The sequence below is a fragment of the Psychrobacter glacincola genome (genome assembly GCF_904846075.1).
Taxonomy (GTDB): Bacteria; Pseudomonadota; Gammaproteobacteria; order Pseudomonadales; family Moraxellaceae; genus Psychrobacter; species Psychrobacter glacincola_C.
Genome location: NZ_CAJGZH010000001.1, coordinates 323065 through 339143 on the forward strand (window position 1 = coordinate 323065; position 16079 = coordinate 339143).

Annotated in this window: 13 protein-coding genes and 1 pseudogene; 11 read left to right on the forward strand and 3 right to left on the reverse strand. The window is 44.2% G+C overall.

All coding sequences use genetic code 11. The features are described from left to right. Positions 1-143 precede the first annotated feature (143 nt). The 6 genes from pcnB to yjgA all read left to right on the forward strand — a co-directional run bounded on the left by pcnB (position 144) and on the right by yjgA (position 6407). Positions 144-2420, forward strand: a complete 2277-nt coding sequence (gene pcnB / locus JMW85_RS01420) for a polynucleotide adenylyltransferase PcnB (protein WP_201580725.1) — start codon at positions 144-146, stop codon at positions 2418-2420. Then, positions 2413-2946, forward strand: a complete 534-nt coding sequence (folK, locus tag JMW85_RS01425) for a 2-amino-4-hydroxy-6-hydroxymethyldihydropteridine diphosphokinase (RefSeq protein ID WP_201580726.1) — start codon at positions 2413-2415, stop codon at positions 2944-2946. The genes pcnB and folK overlap by 8 nt, the downstream gene beginning before the upstream one ends. 83 nt (positions 2947-3029) lie before the next feature. Beyond that, positions 3030-3830, forward strand: coding sequence for a 3-methyl-2-oxobutanoate hydroxymethyltransferase (gene panB / locus JMW85_RS01430; protein ID WP_201580727.1), 801 nt, complete (start codon positions 3030-3032; stop codon positions 3828-3830). Positions 3831-3871: 41 nt separating this feature from the next. Next, the gene (panC, locus tag JMW85_RS01435; RefSeq protein ID WP_201580728.1) at positions 3872-4780 is read left to right on the forward strand and encodes a pantoate--beta-alanine ligase; all 909 of its coding nucleotides are present in this window, start codon (positions 3872-3874) and stop codon (positions 4778-4780) included. 42 nt (positions 4781-4822) lie between these two features. After that, positions 4823-5788 (forward strand): RNase adapter RapZ, encoded by a 966-nt coding sequence (gene rapZ, locus JMW85_RS01440; protein WP_201580729.1) that lies wholly within the window; start codon positions 4823-4825, stop codon positions 5786-5788. A gap of 100 nt (positions 5789-5888) precedes the next feature. Next, positions 5889-6407 carry a ribosome biogenesis factor YjgA gene (yjgA, locus tag JMW85_RS01445; RefSeq protein ID WP_045443152.1) on the forward strand — a complete coding sequence of 173 codons (519 nt, stop codon included), beginning with the start codon at positions 5889-5891 and terminating at the stop codon, positions 6405-6407. A 201-nt stretch (positions 6408-6608) separates the two neighbouring features. Here the strand turns inward: yjgA and JMW85_RS01450 are convergent, their stop codons facing one another. Continuing rightward, positions 6609-7229, reverse strand: a complete 621-nt coding sequence (locus JMW85_RS01450; RefSeq protein WP_045443155.1) for a thiol:disulfide interchange protein DsbA/DsbL — start codon at positions 7227-7229, stop codon at positions 6609-6611. Between the two features lie 449 nt (positions 7230-7678). On the opposite strand from JMW85_RS01450, the gene ubiG reads away from it, so the two are divergent. The 4 genes and pseudogenes from ubiG (at position 7679) to JMW85_RS01470 (ending at position 10667) form a co-directional block, all read left to right on the forward strand. Then, the gene (ubiG, locus tag JMW85_RS01455; protein WP_201580730.1) at positions 7679-8518 is read left to right on the forward strand and encodes a bifunctional 2-polyprenyl-6-hydroxyphenol methylase/3-demethylubiquinol 3-O-methyltransferase UbiG; all 840 of its coding nucleotides are present in this window, start codon (positions 7679-7681) and stop codon (positions 8516-8518) included. A gap of 75 nt (positions 8519-8593) precedes the next feature. After that, positions 8594-9303 (forward strand): annotated as a pseudogene (locus JMW85_RS01460) (HAD family hydrolase). Between the two features lie 99 nt (positions 9304-9402). Continuing rightward, positions 9403-10239, forward strand: coding sequence for a YciK family oxidoreductase (locus tag JMW85_RS01465; protein WP_201580731.1), 837 nt, complete (start codon positions 9403-9405; stop codon positions 10237-10239). A gap of 161 nt (positions 10240-10400) precedes the next feature. Then, positions 10401-10667 (forward strand): DksA/TraR family C4-type zinc finger protein, encoded by a 267-nt coding sequence (locus tag JMW85_RS01470; protein WP_045443167.1) that lies wholly within the window; start codon positions 10401-10403, stop codon positions 10665-10667. Between the two features lie 62 nt (positions 10668-10729). Here JMW85_RS01470 and JMW85_RS01475 read toward each other — a convergent pair whose 3' ends face one another. Together JMW85_RS01475 and ompR are read right to left on the reverse strand one after the other, a co-directional pair. Further along, the gene (locus JMW85_RS01475; RefSeq protein WP_201502071.1) at positions 10730-11983 is read right to left on the reverse strand and encodes a CobW family GTP-binding protein; all 1254 of its coding nucleotides are present in this window, start codon (positions 11981-11983) and stop codon (positions 10730-10732) included. Positions 11984-12105: 122 nt separating this feature from the next. Continuing rightward, positions 12106-12864, reverse strand: a complete 759-nt coding sequence (gene ompR / locus JMW85_RS01480; RefSeq protein WP_055123637.1) for an osmolarity response regulator transcription factor OmpR — start codon at positions 12862-12864, stop codon at positions 12106-12108. Positions 12865-13374: 510 nt separating this feature from the next. On the opposite strand from ompR, the gene JMW85_RS01485 reads away from it, so the two are divergent. After that, a complete protein-coding gene (locus JMW85_RS01485) occupies positions 13375-15924 on the forward strand; it encodes a Tex family protein (protein WP_201580732.1) in 2550 nt (849 codons plus the stop codon). Positions 15925-16079: the final 155 nt, after the last annotated feature.

A 16079-nucleotide genomic window follows, 5' to 3' on the forward strand; every position in this document is an offset into this window, starting at 1 on the left:
CCCCAATATTGACAAAATAGCACGTAAGTATCAGTCATAACACACCTACTAGGCGCAAAATTTGTTAAACTAGCAGGTACATCCGCCTGATAAACGCTGTGTTCATCAGGGGTGGTTAAAGAATACCGGCGAGGAGTAGATGCATGGCCGAGCGTGCCGCCAAGCAGTTAGAACTGAATAAATCTGAATTACCCAATTCCATTACTGAAGTGATTGCCACCTTAAACCGAGCTGGGTTTGATGCCTATATCGTCGGTGGCGGCGTGCGTGATACCTTATTGGGTTTACGTCCAAAAGACTTTGACGCTGTCACTGATGCCAAGCCGCATGAGATCAAAGACGTCTTTGGCAAGCGCTGCCGCATTATCGGTCGTCGCTTTCAGTTGGCGCACGTGTATTCAGGCCGTGAGTTGATTGAGGTTGCTACCTTCCGTGGTCCACCAATCAATGATGCTAATACCAATCAAGACGGTATGATCCTGCGTGATAATGTTTGGGGTGATATCAAACAAGACTTCTCTCGTCGCGATTTTTCTATTAATGCGCTTTATTATCAACCGCTTAAAGGTGTGGTTCATGATTTTTGCGGTGCGCTTGACGATATTGATAATAAGATCATTCGTCTGCTCGGCCATGCGCCAGTGCGTATCGAAGAAGATCCAGTACGTTTGTTGCGTGCTTTACGTTTCAAAGCCAAACTCGGTTTTGAATTTGATGACGAGTTAGCCGATCAGTTTCATGATGGCAACTGGGCATTGCTTGAGCAAATATCCCCGCATCGTCTCTATGATGAGACGCAAAAGATGTTTACCGGTGGTTATCTGGTGCCATTATTGCCGCTATTGTTTGAGTCGGGGGCGATTGATAGCTTAATCATCTACCCACCATCTGAGCCAAGTGCACTGGTCAATCAAGTCGCTATTAATACCGACAAACGTATTGCTGCGGGCAAAAGTATCAATCCGGCGTTCTTTTATGCTGCGCTATTATGGGAAAACTATCTGCATCAGTTGGCAAAAGCCAAGAAGCGCAATATGCCATTTGCTGAAGCGCAAATGCACGCCGCTGGTAAAGTGATTGATCGTCAACGTATCAAGACCGCGATTCCTAAATTTGCAGAGCAGTTTATCCGTGATATCTGGATATTGCAGCCAAGACTTGCAGCCCCGCGTAGCAAACAAATCGTTCAACTCTCTGAGCATCCACGCTTTCGCGCAGGTTTTGACTTTTTGTTATTGCGTGAGCAATGCGGTGATGCTGAGCATCCGTTATCAGAGTCGACCAATGGTATGGGCGATTGGTGGCAGACCTATCAGACATTGTCTGAACGAGAGCAGCAGCAAGCCATTGATGATTTTGATGAAAATATTCGTCGCGGTGCCTATAAAAAAGGGCAACAAGCGCAGCGTGGTCGTGGGCGTAATCATCAAAATTCAGAGTCAAATAGCATCGATCACTCAATATTTCATCAAAAAAATATCAAGCACAGCAAAGCCAATGATACTGCTGAGCAGGGTAGGAATGATCAGAATATGGTAAATGACCCGTCAAATATTCCAGCACGCCGTCGCCGCGCTGTCAGTCAATCAGCCTCTGTTAAACAATCTGGTGGCAATACAAATAAAGGTCAGAAATCACAGCAAGCAAATCAAGACAGCCATGAGCTTGCTCAGTTACGACAGCTATCCCTTGCCAATAGCAGCAACCAAGCGGCAAATAAACGCCATCATTCCAAGCCTGCACCACTCTTTGTCATCGAGCATGAAAAAGTCGTGCCGCCATTACAGAAGCAGCTATCAAATGGCGATAAGCCTGATAGTCGTCAAGGGACAGCGCAGAAAAAAGCTGCCCATAAGAATGTATCGGCTGAGAAGGCACTAAAAAATCAGGATGCCAGTTCTGATGCTAACTCTTATAGTAAGGCTGACAGTAAGCCTGATCGCTCAAATCAAGCTCAGCAGCCAAAAGCAACACAGTCAGAGGTTATGCCTTCATCTGTGGTTCGTTCGGTAGCAAGATCGCCTGCGCTCGTCAGTATGAATAACGAGCCGATACCGCATAAGCGTCGCCGTCGTCAGCCGAGTGTAGAGAGTATAAATCTTGCTAGTAACACAGAGATGCAAGTAACGACTAACAACGATGTTAAAGCTGCAGCAAAGTATGCAAAAAAAGCACCTAAGCCAGCAGCCCAGCCTACTGATAAAACAGATGTTCCGACTAAAAAAACGGTTGAGCGCAAAAAAGTAGCGAAGGTTACGACACCTGCAAGTGCTAAAAAACCAGCCAAAACGACAGAAGCAAAGTCTGCTAAAACCAGCCAAGCTGTTAACGGCAATGTTGGTATGAGTAGTGTGAATGACAATAAAGGCCCTATCCCATCGAAACGTCGCCGTCGCCAGCCTAGTACTGACAATGTCTAATATTACTAATGATGCGGGCAACGCGAATTGGGTAACCTGCTACGTAGGTTTGGGTAGCAATTTGTCTAACGACTTGGGTGCACCGGTAGAACATTTGCAGCAGGCAATCGCAGCGATGCAAGAGCATAAGCAAATACGTGCGGTTCGAGTTTCTTCGTTTTACGCTTCAGCGCCTATGGGGCCGCAAGATCAGCCTGATTTTGTTAATGCCGTCGCTGGGTTTGAGACGATATTGCTGCCTTTTGAGTTGCTTGCTTACTGTCAACAGTTAGAAAAAGAGGCTAAGCGTGCACGAATACGGCGTTGGGGTGAGCGTAGTTTGGATGTCGATATTTTGTTATACGGTGAGGCGCAAATCACTGAGCCACAATTAACCGTACCGCACGCTGGATTAACTGAGCGTAATTTTGTTTTGATACCGCTACGAGAGTTAGCACCAGAAGTAACGATTGCTGATAAGCCAATAGATGATTATCCACAAAGTACGGATTGGAAAGATTTAAAATTATTATTAAGTCACTGCTAAATTTTTAATCACCAGCAGAACAGTAATTCGAGACAATTAAAAGTATTGCAGACAAGAGTATTTTCAGATTAATCGAGGGTCATATGACGACGTTATCTACGCTAAATAAATTTAAAAAAGACGGCACCAAATTTACTTGTTTGACGTGCTATGACTCGATGTTTGCACGCATGATGGAAAAAGCAGAGATTGATACTATTTTGATCGGTGACAGTTTGGGCATGGTGGTGCAGGGTCATGATTCAACGTTACCTGTGACTGTCAATGATATGGCTTATCATACAGCCAATATTGCCCGTAGCAATAGACACGCGCTGATTTTGGCTGACCTACCATTTATGAGTTATGTCACCCTACCAGAAGCAGTTGCCAATAGTCGCCAGCTGATGCAGGCGGGTGCGCATGTGATTAAGATTGAAGGTGGTAGTGAGCTTTGCGATTTAATCACGACTTTGGCGCAAGCAGGGACGCCTACTTGTGTGCATTTAGGATTAACACCGCAATCAGTCAATGTGTTTGGTGGTTATAAAATCCAAGGTCGTGGTGACGAAGCGGCTGATAAATTGCTTACTGATGCGAAAGCAGTCGTTGCGGCAGGTGCTGCGCTGCTAGTGTTAGAGTGCGTACCTGCTGAGCTTGCAAAAGCAGTGACGGAAGCCGTTGCAGTGCCAGTTATTGGGATTGGTGCTGGTGCAGATACGGATGGTCAAGTGTTGGTCATGCATGACATGCTAGGTATGACGCACGGCCGTGTCCCGCGCTTTATTCATGACTTTTTGACCGATGAACGTAATAGCGCGCGCAGTATCGAAGGCGCATTTGCCCTTTACCAACAGTCAGTACGTGAAGGCAGCTTCCCAACCGAGCAGCACCAGTTTAGCTAACATTTTAGTTTTTACGATTATCAGTAGAAGAATAGTTAACCATGCCAATCATTCATCATCATATCTCCGCATTGCGTACGGCTTTACAGTCTTATCGTGGACAAAAAACTGACAATCAAGATGGCCCACAGCGCATCGCTTTAGTGCCAACGATGGGCAATCTGCATGCCGGTCATCTTGAATTAGTAAAAATAGCCAAGCAACATGCTGATATCGTGGTGGTTAGTATTTTTGTTAACCCTACTCAATTTGGCGCGGGAGAGGATTTTGATAGTTATCCTCGCACGCTTGATGAGGATGTCGCTAAGTTAGCAACGGTCGATACTGATTATGTGTTTGCGCCCAGTATTGAAGAGATGTACCCTGTCTTACCGCCGCCGACTTTCGTTCTTGCAGGTGCTATTACCACTCAATTATGTGGTCAATCACGCCCTGGGCATTTTGACGGTGTTGGTATTGTCGTCTCTAAACTGTTCAATATCGTACAACCGGATATGGCTGTTTTTGGACAAAAAGATTATCAACAATTAGCGATTATTAAGCAATTGGTACGTGATTTAAGTTATCCCATTGAAATTATAGGGGCACCTATTGTCCGCGCTGTAGATGGTTTGGCACTCTCATCGCGTAACGAATATTTAAGTGCTACTGAACGTGAGGTAGCACCTGTTATTCGTCAAGCGCTACAATATTTAGCAAAGCAGTTAGAGAGAGGCGAACAGAGCCAACAAGCTGTTCAGTCGTTGTTAGCAGAAACGCATCAGCGTATTACGGATGCTGGCTTCATTATTGATTATTTAGACATTAAAACTGATACGCTAGAGTCACTCACTAATGATACTGTAACTTTTAATGCAGAAAACAAGAATTTGATGATTCTAGTCGCTGCTTGGCTAGGACGTGCACGTTTGTTAGACAATCAATTGGTGACGGTGGATCAATCGTTGTGACATAGTAATTTGCAGGATGCAATGGACTAGAATGGGTGAATCATGGATGTGAGTCAGGGTGAAAATAACAGTCAATCTGAGCAGGCAGCGTGTAAAATAGGAACCGATAAGCTCAGTATCCTAGTGGTATCAGGGCGTTCAGGCTCAGGTAAAACCTCAGTATTAAATCTCTTAGAAGATTTAGGATATTATTCTATTGATAACTTACCGTTATCCTTATTGCCGGATGCTGCGCATAAACTGGTCAATGAAAGTGGGATTCGTCGTATTGCGCTTGGTGTTGATATTCGAACACCGCGAGCGGATCTATCCAAGTTTGCAGAGATGCATGCATCCCTAAAAAAAACATACGGGGCGCATGCGGTCAAAGTGGTGTATGTGACCGCGCAAGAAAGTACTTTGATAGCACGTTTTAATGCGACACGCCGCGTACATCCGCTGATGTCACAGGATATCGATAGTGATAATGCCAAGCATATTGCTTTTAATCTACCTGCCGCGATTAAAAAAGAAGTGGAGCTGTTAGAGCCTATCGCAGGTCATGCCGATATCAGAATTGATACCAGCAATTTGAATATTCATCAATTGAAAGACAGCTTGCGTGAACATGTCGGCGTGGACAATCAGATTGTGATTAATCTGCTGTCTTTTGGCTTTAAATATGGCAGTCCTATTGATGCAGATTTTGTCTTTGATGTGAGAATTTTGCCGAATCCGCATTGGAATCCTGAATTGCGTACTTCGACAGGTCTAGACACGGAAGTTGCCGCATTTTTTGCCGACTATCCAGAAGTGGCTGAGATGACTGATGATATAGATAAGTTTTTAACCCGTTGGTTACCCGAATTTTTACACAATAACCGCCATACAGTGACAGTGGCTATTGGCTGTACTGGTGGTAAGCATCGTTCAGTATTCATCACCGATAATTTACAACGTCGTCTTGCCGATGTTATGCCGCAAAGTATAAAAGTGCTGGCGAAACATCGTGAAAAAAATCGTTGGTAGTTATTGGTAAACACTGGGGCATATCTTCATTTTTATGACTATTCCTAAAATGAGGACATGCCCCTGTTAATTTTATTATTTATTATTTTGGAAAGCTTTTATGATTGACTGGAAAGAACAGGATATGCGCGTCTCGCGCACTGAACTCAAAAAGGCCCATGAGCGCTTGCAGAAGTTGTCGATACCACTTGCCAGCTTATCGAAAAAGCAACTCAAAAATCTGCCAGCCAGTGACTATTTTATGGCAGAACTCATGGCATTGGCCGATATCACCAGCGCTAATGCTCGTATTCGCCAAACCAAGCGCGTTGGTAAGCTGATTAGTGAAGAAAACCGCCACGAATTGGTAAAAGCATTATTTGATGCGTTTTTCCCTAAAGAACAAGTCTCAAAAATAGAAAGTTGGTTTGAGCGTTTAAATATTAATGATGAAGGGACGCTTAAGCAGTTCGTTAAACAATACCAAGCATCTGAACAAAATAGTATGTATCAATTACTGTTATGGATTGAGTACGCCAAACATACCCAAGATGATGAGCTGATGGCAGAGTCTAAAGCAGACTTAGCCAGTTATATTCGTGAAGTCACTATTTTGTCGCAATTGAAAAAAGAAAAATAATAAGGTGATAGCGGCTAAATAACTTTGACCACTGTTTATACAATATCTCCAATTATAAACTAAAGTAGTCTGCAAATAAAAAAAGCCAATCATCAAGTGATTGGCTTTTTTATGGGTAAGAGCATTTATGTCCAAATGACACTTATAGATAAATGCTAGTCCCTAATTTATAACGGTACCTAATTTATATTAGTACTTAACTTATTTCTTTTCAGCACGCACTTTGTCAACCAAATAGTCAACGACCTTAGGTACAGTGGCGCTTTCACCAGTGACAACGTATTTGCCTTGCACGACGACTGCTGGCACACCAGAGAGCTGATAACGCTTAGCGCCTGCTTGTGAACGACCAATTTTCGTACCAACGGCGAATGAATTATAAAGGCTATTGAATTTCTTCTCATTAACGCCTTTAGATGCATACCATTTGCTTAATGATGATTGGTCAAAGATTTTCTTACCATCTTTATGAATGGCATCAAATAGCGCGTCATGAGTCTTGTCTTCAAACCCTAGCAGCTGAGCGGCATAGAAACCACGAGCGTTGGCTTCCCAGACAGGGTTAAGCGCTGCTGGCGTTTTGAAAAAGGCAACGTCTTTGTCTTTGTTTTTAGCCCATTTTTCCATATGCGGGTTAAGAACGTTACAATGTGGGCAACCATACCAAAAAAACTCACGAACAATGATAGCATCACCGCTGATTTTTTCTGGATTGTCTAGCACGCGGTAGTCTTTTCCGGCGACATAGTCGGCAGCTTGTGCGCCCATAGTGGCAAGTCCAATGGCCATGGCCAGACCAGTCAGTGTGATGACACGTTTCATACTTTATCCTTGAGGTGTGAAAACTTAGGGTTTGTTGAGATGTTTTAGTATCGTATGGTTTTGGGTATAGCGCACAGGTTTTTAAAGTGCCCAAACGAGACAGCGTCGAGTATAATCGAACTATAGTGACGTATCGACTATAATAACGTAAAACATGGTCGCTTGTGAATCCGATTCTTAACTAATGGTTGTAAAGCTGTGAGCCATTATTTAAGGCTTATTTCACCGTGTTTTTTGGAATTTTTTTAGCGTTTTATTATTTAGGTTTTAAGCTGTTTGAAGCATCTATCATCTAAAAAAACGGTACAGAAAGTATGAACGTTTGCTAAGAGTATTCACAATCGGTGACGATGTACTCACGACAAAGCTGCCGCTCTCATGCTAATATTAGGTACATAATTGTGCACTGTATATGATTATAACGATAATGACAATAAAGGAAAAATGCAATGAGCTCAGCTCTATCTTCCTCGCCTTCTTTGAATGAGCAAGCAAACAGCGGTCTTGATGATACAACGGCTACCGCCATTAATGTAGATCCTAGCGAAGTCGACAAGTTTAATAAGTTGGCAAGCGAATGGTGGAGTAAGACGGGTGCATTTGCGACTTTGCATGAAATAAATCCACTGCGTCTAAATTGGATAGAAGAAAACGTCAAGCGCAGTTATCAAAATGACAGTGCTGATACAGATATTCATAAAACGGCTGAAACTGGCTTGGCTGGAAAAAAAGTGCTCGATGTCGGCTGTGGCGGCGGTATATTGTCAGAGTCTATGGCACGTCGCGGTGCGGATGTGACAGGGATTGATTTGGGTACCGAAAATCTAAAAGCGGCAGCGCTGCATGCAGAGCAAAGCGCTTTACATGAGACGCTGCGCTATCAGCATATCCCAGTAGAAGAATTGGCCAAAACTCATGCAGGCCAGTTCGATGTGGTGACTTGCATGGAGATGCTCGAGCATGTGCCTGATCCCAGCTCGATTGTGCAGGCTTGTTTTGAGTTATTGGCACCAGGCGGTGTTTGCGTGCTATCGACGATCAATCGAAACCCTAAATCATACCTATTTGCCATCGTTGGGGCAGAGTATGTATTGCGCTTGCTCGACCGCGGCACTCATGATTATGCCAAATTTATTACGCCAGCCGAATTAGACAAAATGGCAATTGACGCTGGATTCACACGTCAAAATATCATTGGCTTGCATTATAATCCGCTGACCAAGCGTTATTGGCTGGCTCAAAATGTCGATGTCAATTACATGATGGCAGTACACAAGCCACTGGCTTAAGCAGAATGCCGTATTTGGTTGTTTTCATGCCATACTATTTCACTCAACACCTTATTTATATTAAGAGCATTCACTATGAGCCAATTTGTAAAAGCGGTTTTATTTGATCTCGATGGGACATTAATCGATACGGCTGCTGATTTTGTCCGTATTATCGGTAAAATGAGCCGCGAAAATGATTGGCAAGCACCGCCTGAAACAGGAATTCGCGAGCAAGTTTCTGCTGGTGCCTCAGCGATGGTACAGTTGATGCTACGTCATAACGATCAAATTGAGGTTAGCGAAGAAGCTTTGCAGGAGTTTCGCCAACAGTTTTTAGATGATTATGAAGCTGAGATATGCGTCGATAGTTGTGTGTTCGCTGAATTAGAAGACGTGTTGACTGCTCTTGAAGAAAAAGGGGTGCCATGGGGTATTGTGACCAACAAGCCGCGTTATCTGGCAGAGAAGTTACTAGAAAAGATGCAGTTAGACGGGCGCTGTTCTGCTTTGGTTTGTCCTGATGATGTGTCTCGCTCAAAGCCTGACCCAGAGCCTATGTATGCGGCGTTAGAGAAGCTTGGTATCCCTCGCGGCGCCGCTGAAAGCGTGATTTATGTTGGCGATCATATCCGTGATATCAAGCTGGTAATGCCGCTGGCATGCCGACGATTCTAGCTGCTTATGGTTATATTCCGCCTGAAGATCAAAAAAACCTAAAGAAATGGGGTGCAGATTATATTACTGATACGCCTGAGCAATTAAATAAACTGTTGCTCTCTTCTGGTAAATTTGACTATTTATAAATAAAATTATAAATCGAGTCCGCCACACTCTATGTTTTTAAAGAAACACGATAAATACTTAGCATCCCAACTATTAAACGATAAGCAGTGAGTAATGCCATGAGTGACAATATTAATCAGCTGGCTAATCAGCAAGACAACCAAAAAACTGTTCAAAGTCTACCTCAACCGTTAACTCATAACGATATTCGCAACTTTGTGCCATCTGATAATTGTTTAGATGGTAAGACTATTCTGGTCACGGGGGCAGGTGACGGTATCGGCCGCGTTGCCGCGCTGACTTATGCTCGCTATGGAGCGACAGTCCTGTTATTGGGACGTACCAGCAGCAAGCTTGAATATGTTTATGATGAGATTGAAAGTCTTGGCGGCAAACAGCCTGCCATGCTACCGATGAATCTAGAAGGGGCAACCTATGCTGAGATGCAGCAGTTAGAGGGGTTGATTAATAAAGAAGTCGGTCAGCTCGATGGTATCTTGCACAATGCGGGCATGCTTGGGCAGCTAACCCCACTTGAGATGTATGACGTCGATACTTTTGCACAAGTTATGAAGGTGAACTTTACCTCGACGTTTATGCTCACCCAAGCACTGCTACCACTACTTAAAGATGCTGAGAATGGTTCTATTGTTTTCACCTCTAGCACGGTCGGTACACATCCTCGCGCGTTCTGGGGTGCTTATGCGCTGTCCAAGCAAGCCGTAGAAGGCATGAGTGATATCTTTACCCAAGAGACGCAGAATACGACTAATTTACGTTTTAACTGTGTCAATCCTGGTGGCACTCGTACCAATATGCGCGCCCATGCTTATCCAGGAGAGAGTCCTATGAGCTTAAAAACGCCTGAAGATATCATGGCAGGCTATGTTTGTCTGATGAGTGATGCCAGTATCGGGGTACGCGGGCAAGTGGTCGAGCTACAGCCAAAAGATTAGTCATGTGATTTTTTGCTAGGAAATGTCATTACTTAGCGCATTTATTCGCATACTTTCAGATTGAGGCATGCTCTAGTAGGTTGCAATTAATTATAAACAACCCCATCTATTTGTTATTAAAGCGATTTGTAATATCTGATTATCGTAAATAGGATGAAGTTATGGCAGGTGGTTGGTCAAGAGATGGTGCTGAGCATGAGCAAATGGATGCAACGGTAAATGATGCATTAGAGCGGGCAAGACGTGCGTTGCCAACTGGCATCAGTGCCGAGATGTGTGATGAATGCGGCAAGCCTATTCCAGAAGCACGGCGGTTAGCAGTGCCTGGTATTCAGCATTGCGTCAGCTGTCAGACAGAACTTGAACAAGAGGCGAGAGCCGCTGAGTTGTTCAACCGGCGAGGTAGTAAAGACAGTCAATTACGTTAAAAAAGAAAAAGGGCAGACATGGCTATATCGAACAGCAATGTCTGCCCTTTTTTTGTCTATTACTATATAACCAGTGCCATTAGTTTACGGTCGCAGGTATCCCAATCGATAGAAGGTAGCGTCTCTATAGAAGATAAAAATGCTGTCCTATCTTGTTCTTCTGAGCGGTCGCTTTCTACCGCTGTATCGTTGTCGTTATTAGCATTTGCCTCCAACTGTAATATAATCTCTAGCCGACTATCAACTTGTGCGCTGACCGTACTGGTGGTTAAGCTGTCAGGGGTAAAATTGATTTGTAGCCAGCCATCAGACGTATGCACCACACCTTTGATACGTTGCCAGTTCGGTAGCGTTAATAACCAACTCTGTAACTCATCCGCTTTTAATATGTAGTGCGCTGGCAGTCGCCAACCCGCCAACTGTAACTCTTGCTGTTTTTCATGATAACGATAAGGTAGCTCAATATCTGTGTCGGTCTGCGAATCATCTTTGTTTGTAAAAGCGTCGGATGACAAGGTGGTCGATATCGATAGGGCATTACTCTGCGGTTGCAAGCTAGTAGTCGATTTTTGAGGGTGAACAATATTGACTGTACGTTGTTTCGAGATAACCTGACTGGGCTTGGTTAGCTGAGTTTTCAACTCTGACACGCTTGATTCTGATAAAAGAATATTGGATGAGTCGTTTGTATCATGAGAGATCTGCTCAGATGCTGCCCAAATAATTTTTACCTGTGCATTGAGCTTGGCTATCCATTGTTGCAGTGCTTGCTTTTCGCTATCGCTCAATCGAGCATAACGATTAATGACTAACACATCGGCATCACGGACATGCGCTTGAAAACCGTCGTGATGACGATATTTATCTTGTTGCCATTGCACGCCACTCAGTACCGTTATTACTGCCTGCATATTGAGCGCTGTTTGCCAATGCGGTGCACTGAGCTGCATGATAAGCTCACGTGGATGAGCAAGCCCTGTGGGTTCGATGAGCAACCGCTGTGGATGATGCTCACTAAGTAGCCGACTGATAGCAATTTGTAATGGCAGCTGACTGGTACAACAAATACAGCCACCACTGACTTCGCGTATAGCAATATTATCTTGCTCAGGCTTACTATCTTGCGCGCTTGCCAGCAGCGCACCATCAATACCGATACGACCAAACTCATTGATTAGTAATGCCCAGCGCTCATCGGCAGGTTTGATAGCAAGCAGCTGATTAATCACTGTGGTCTTGCCAGCACCCAAAAACCCTGTCACCAAGGTGCAGGGTATGTTTTGAAAAATAATAGGTTTTTTCACAGAGACACTCATCATATAGGCCGTATTTGTGAGTAATCAAACACGGCCTATATTAAAAGGAAATGATGTTAGCGTGTGTTCTCAATTCAATCGATAATCGGAATTTTCGAAATGAGGACACACATAGTCAAAAGTTACTCACTTTTAACGGTTTCTACTTCAGCTTCGTCAGGAACGAATACATAGCCTACACCCCAAACGGTTTGGATGTAACGCGCTTGTGAAGGGTTGTCTTCAATCAAACGACGCAAACGTGATACCTGTACGTCGATAGAACGCTCCATCGCACCCCATTCACGACCACGCGCAAGGTTCATCAGTTTGTCACGGGTTAATGGCTCACGTGGGTGCTGCACCAGTGCTTTTAGCACCGAAAACTCACCAGTCGTCAAAGTGACCACATTGCCATCGCGTTTAAGCGTACGTGTCGATAAATCAAGCGTCCACGGTCCAAACTCAACCACTTCAAGCTGATGGCTTGGTGCGCCAGGCAGCTCGCGATTTTGACGACGTAATACCGCTTTGATACGAGCCAACAGCTCTTTTGGGTTAAATGGTTTTGGCAGATAATCATCTGCACCCGCTTCTAGACCAGCGATACGATCGGCATCACCACCTTTGGCTGTCAGCATAATGATAGGAATGTCGCCATTGTCTTCGCGTAGACGCTTACAAATACTGATGCCGTCTTCGCCTGGCAGCATCAAATCGAGTACCACCAACGAGAAAAGCTCACGCTGCAACAGTTTGTCCATTTGACTACCATCATGAGCGGTACGGACGACAAAACCGTCGTCTTCTAGAAAGCGCTGTAATAAAGAGCGCAAGCGTGCATCGTCATCAACGACTAAAATTCGCTGAGTTAAGGTATCAGGGCTGTTATTTTCAGACATACAGGCATCCTCTTATAAAAATTATTATTAGTAGAAATTATCGTTAACAGTCAAGGCTAAAGGTTATATAGTTAAAATGATATAAAGAAAATACGGTGTCAGGCTCGTTGAGTCTACTATTTATAGTAGACTCAACGTGCTGTCCTCATCGCTAAATTATCTTGAATCGACTATACAAAAAACCTGAGCAAAAAAACTGTCTTTATTCAATGAGTGGTCAAAAGTAAAGGTCCGTCTCAATCCATCATAAATTTGAATACTATTGTTCAATGCGTCAGCGCATACCAATATTTGCGCCTTCGATACTTTAGTGTATAAGATTGCACCACTAATTGCATCACCCATCAGGATAAATGCTGTATGCGTTTGTTTAACAAAGCGACAGAACCTATGATATGAGACGATTTTCGCCGTAAAACCAGCGATAAATAACGAAAAGATAAAAAGGATTTTTATTCATGCAGCTTTTGCTATAATGCAAAACTACATTTATCAACGATTGATACGTCTATGAGTAGCACTGATACCTTAACGCCATCTCAAACCTCGACAAATGCACAGGTTTTGGATGCAACCACACACGCGAATATTCACGACAAGCTTGCTCGCGCGCTTGGCATTAAGACTGCTCAAGTCAATGCGTTTGTCAAACTTTACGATGAAGGCGCGACCGTTCCATTTATTGCCCGTTACCGTAAAGAAAAGACGCAGAATCTTGACGATGCGCAATTGCGAGCTCTAGAGAAGTCACTCAATTATGAGCGCGATATGGCAACCCGTCGCCTCAAAATTACCGAGCTGCTCAGAACGCAGGGCAATTTGACCGACGAGCTGCAGACGCGTATCGATAATGCGACGTCGAAACTTGAGCTTGAAGATATTTACTTGCCATACCGCCCGCGTCGCCGTTCACCAGCTGCTAAAGCACGTGCTGCTGGTCTTGATGTGGCAGCGCAAGCCGTCTTGACGCAAGAAGTCACGCCAACTGACGCATTAGCAGACTATCAAGTTCAATCGAGCATTACCGATGATAGTGGTAATGAGATCGAAGTTGATTTTAGCGATATCACCAAGCAATTGGCTGGCGTACAAGCCATCATCGTTGATGAATGGACGCAGGCTTTGGCTTTGCTAGACAACTTGCGCAGTGGCTTTGCCAAGACGGCCAGTATCGTATCTGCCGTTGCCAGTGAAGAAAAACGTGAAGTCGGCGAGAAATTCAAAGATTACTTCGAGCATAGTGAAAGCCTTGCGCGTCTGCCGAATCATCGTTTATTAGCGATGCTACGTGGTCGTCAAGAAAACGTCTTAGGCCTCAAAATAGAAGGCGAAGACGCACCCTTTATCGAAAAAATCATTAAGCACTTTGAGCTTGATTCTAAAGCACCTGATGCCCGTCAAGAGTTTTTGACAGAAGCGGCGACGAGTTTGTGGAAAGACAAATGGCGTCCGCATATTGAACACCGTTTATTGACAGAAAAACGTCTGACTGCTGAAGCAGATGCGATTGACGTCTTTGCTAATAACTTACAGCATTTACTCATGTCAGCACCTGCTGGCCGTAAAGTTATCTTAGGGGTCGACCCTGGTATCCGTCATGGCGTAAAAATGGCCATCGTCGATGCTCAAGGTCACGTCATGTTAGACAGTGAAGACAAGCCTGTCGTCGCAACCGTTTATCCATTTGCCCCTGATAATAAAATGGATGAAGCCAAAAAAGTCATCGATGAATTATTAAGTACTTATAACGTTGATTTGGTGGCTATCGGTAATGGTACAGCGAGCCGCGAAACAGATGCGATGATTAAAGAAATTTTGGCTGCCAACTCTGAATTACAAGCCAAATCAGTTATCGTCAATGAGTCAGGTGCGTCTGTTTATTCAGCCAGTGAGCTTGCCACTGATGAGCTTGGTAATTTAGACGTTTCTGTACGCGGTGCGGTTTCTATCGCCCGTCGCTTGCAAGACCCTTTATCAGAATTGGTCAAGGTTGATCCAAAAGCGATTGGCGTTGGTCAATATCAGCATGATGTTAACCAAACACAATTGGCAGATAGTCTTGATAAAGTTACGCAAGATAGCGTAAATGCGGTTGGCGTTGATGTAAATACCGCAAGCCCTGCTATCTTGGCACATATCGCTGGTTTGAATAAAAACGTCGCGCAGCAAATCGTGACCTATCGTAAAGAGCATGGTGCTTTTGAAAGTCGTGAATCATTAAAAAACGTTCCACGCTTAGGCGCTAAGACCTTTGAACAAGCAGCAGGCTTCTTGCGTATCCATGGTGGTAGTAATCCCCTTGATGCCACTGGTGTGCATCCAGAAAGCTATGCGCTGGTCGATAGCTTATTGGCACAAACTGGTAAGGCATTGCCAGAAGTCATCGGTAATGACGGCGTACTAAATACGATAGATAGCACTGCACTGGCTGCTAATGATGACAATATTAGTGTAACTGCTATCATCGATGAGCTAGCCAAACCAGCACGCGACCCACGTCCTGAATTTAAGACTGCTAACTTCCGTGAAGACGTTAACAGTATTAAAGACTTGAGCGAGGGTATGCAGCTTGAAGGCGTGGTGACCAATGTGACAGCCTTCGGTTGCTTCGTTGATGTTGGCGTTCATCAGGATGGTTTGGTACATATCTCACAGATGGCCAATGACTTTGTCGCAGACCCGATGAACCGTGTCAAACCAGGTGATATCGTCTCGGTACGTGTCATTTCTATCGATGAAAAACGTGGTCGTATTGGCTTTAGTATGAAGCCTGAATCTGAAAAGCCTGCGCGCCCAGCAGCGAAAGCGGCTGAAAGTGCTGGTAATGATGAGAAGGTCAGTCGTCCACGTAGCGATCATGCAAATAGTAAACGCCCAAACAGTAGCCGTCCAGCGCCTGATAAGCGCCCGTCGAAATCTCGCGGTAATCGTCAGGATAAAGACCATGCTAATAATGATCGTAGCAAAGCGCCAAGGGCTGATAAAGCAGAAGCGCCTAGAAAAATGGGTACGCTTGGGGCGCTGTTACAGGAAGCTGGCGTGACTAAAACCAAAAAATAGTTAATATTAATAGTGATAAAAAAGGCAGCCATTAGGCTGCCTTTTTTATGGAATTTATTTAAAAATAGAAATTGTTAATGAACACTGATAACTACTCAAAACTTAACTCGCTGAATAACCTCTTCTGCGTGATTTCAGTTAACAGCGGGGTTTAT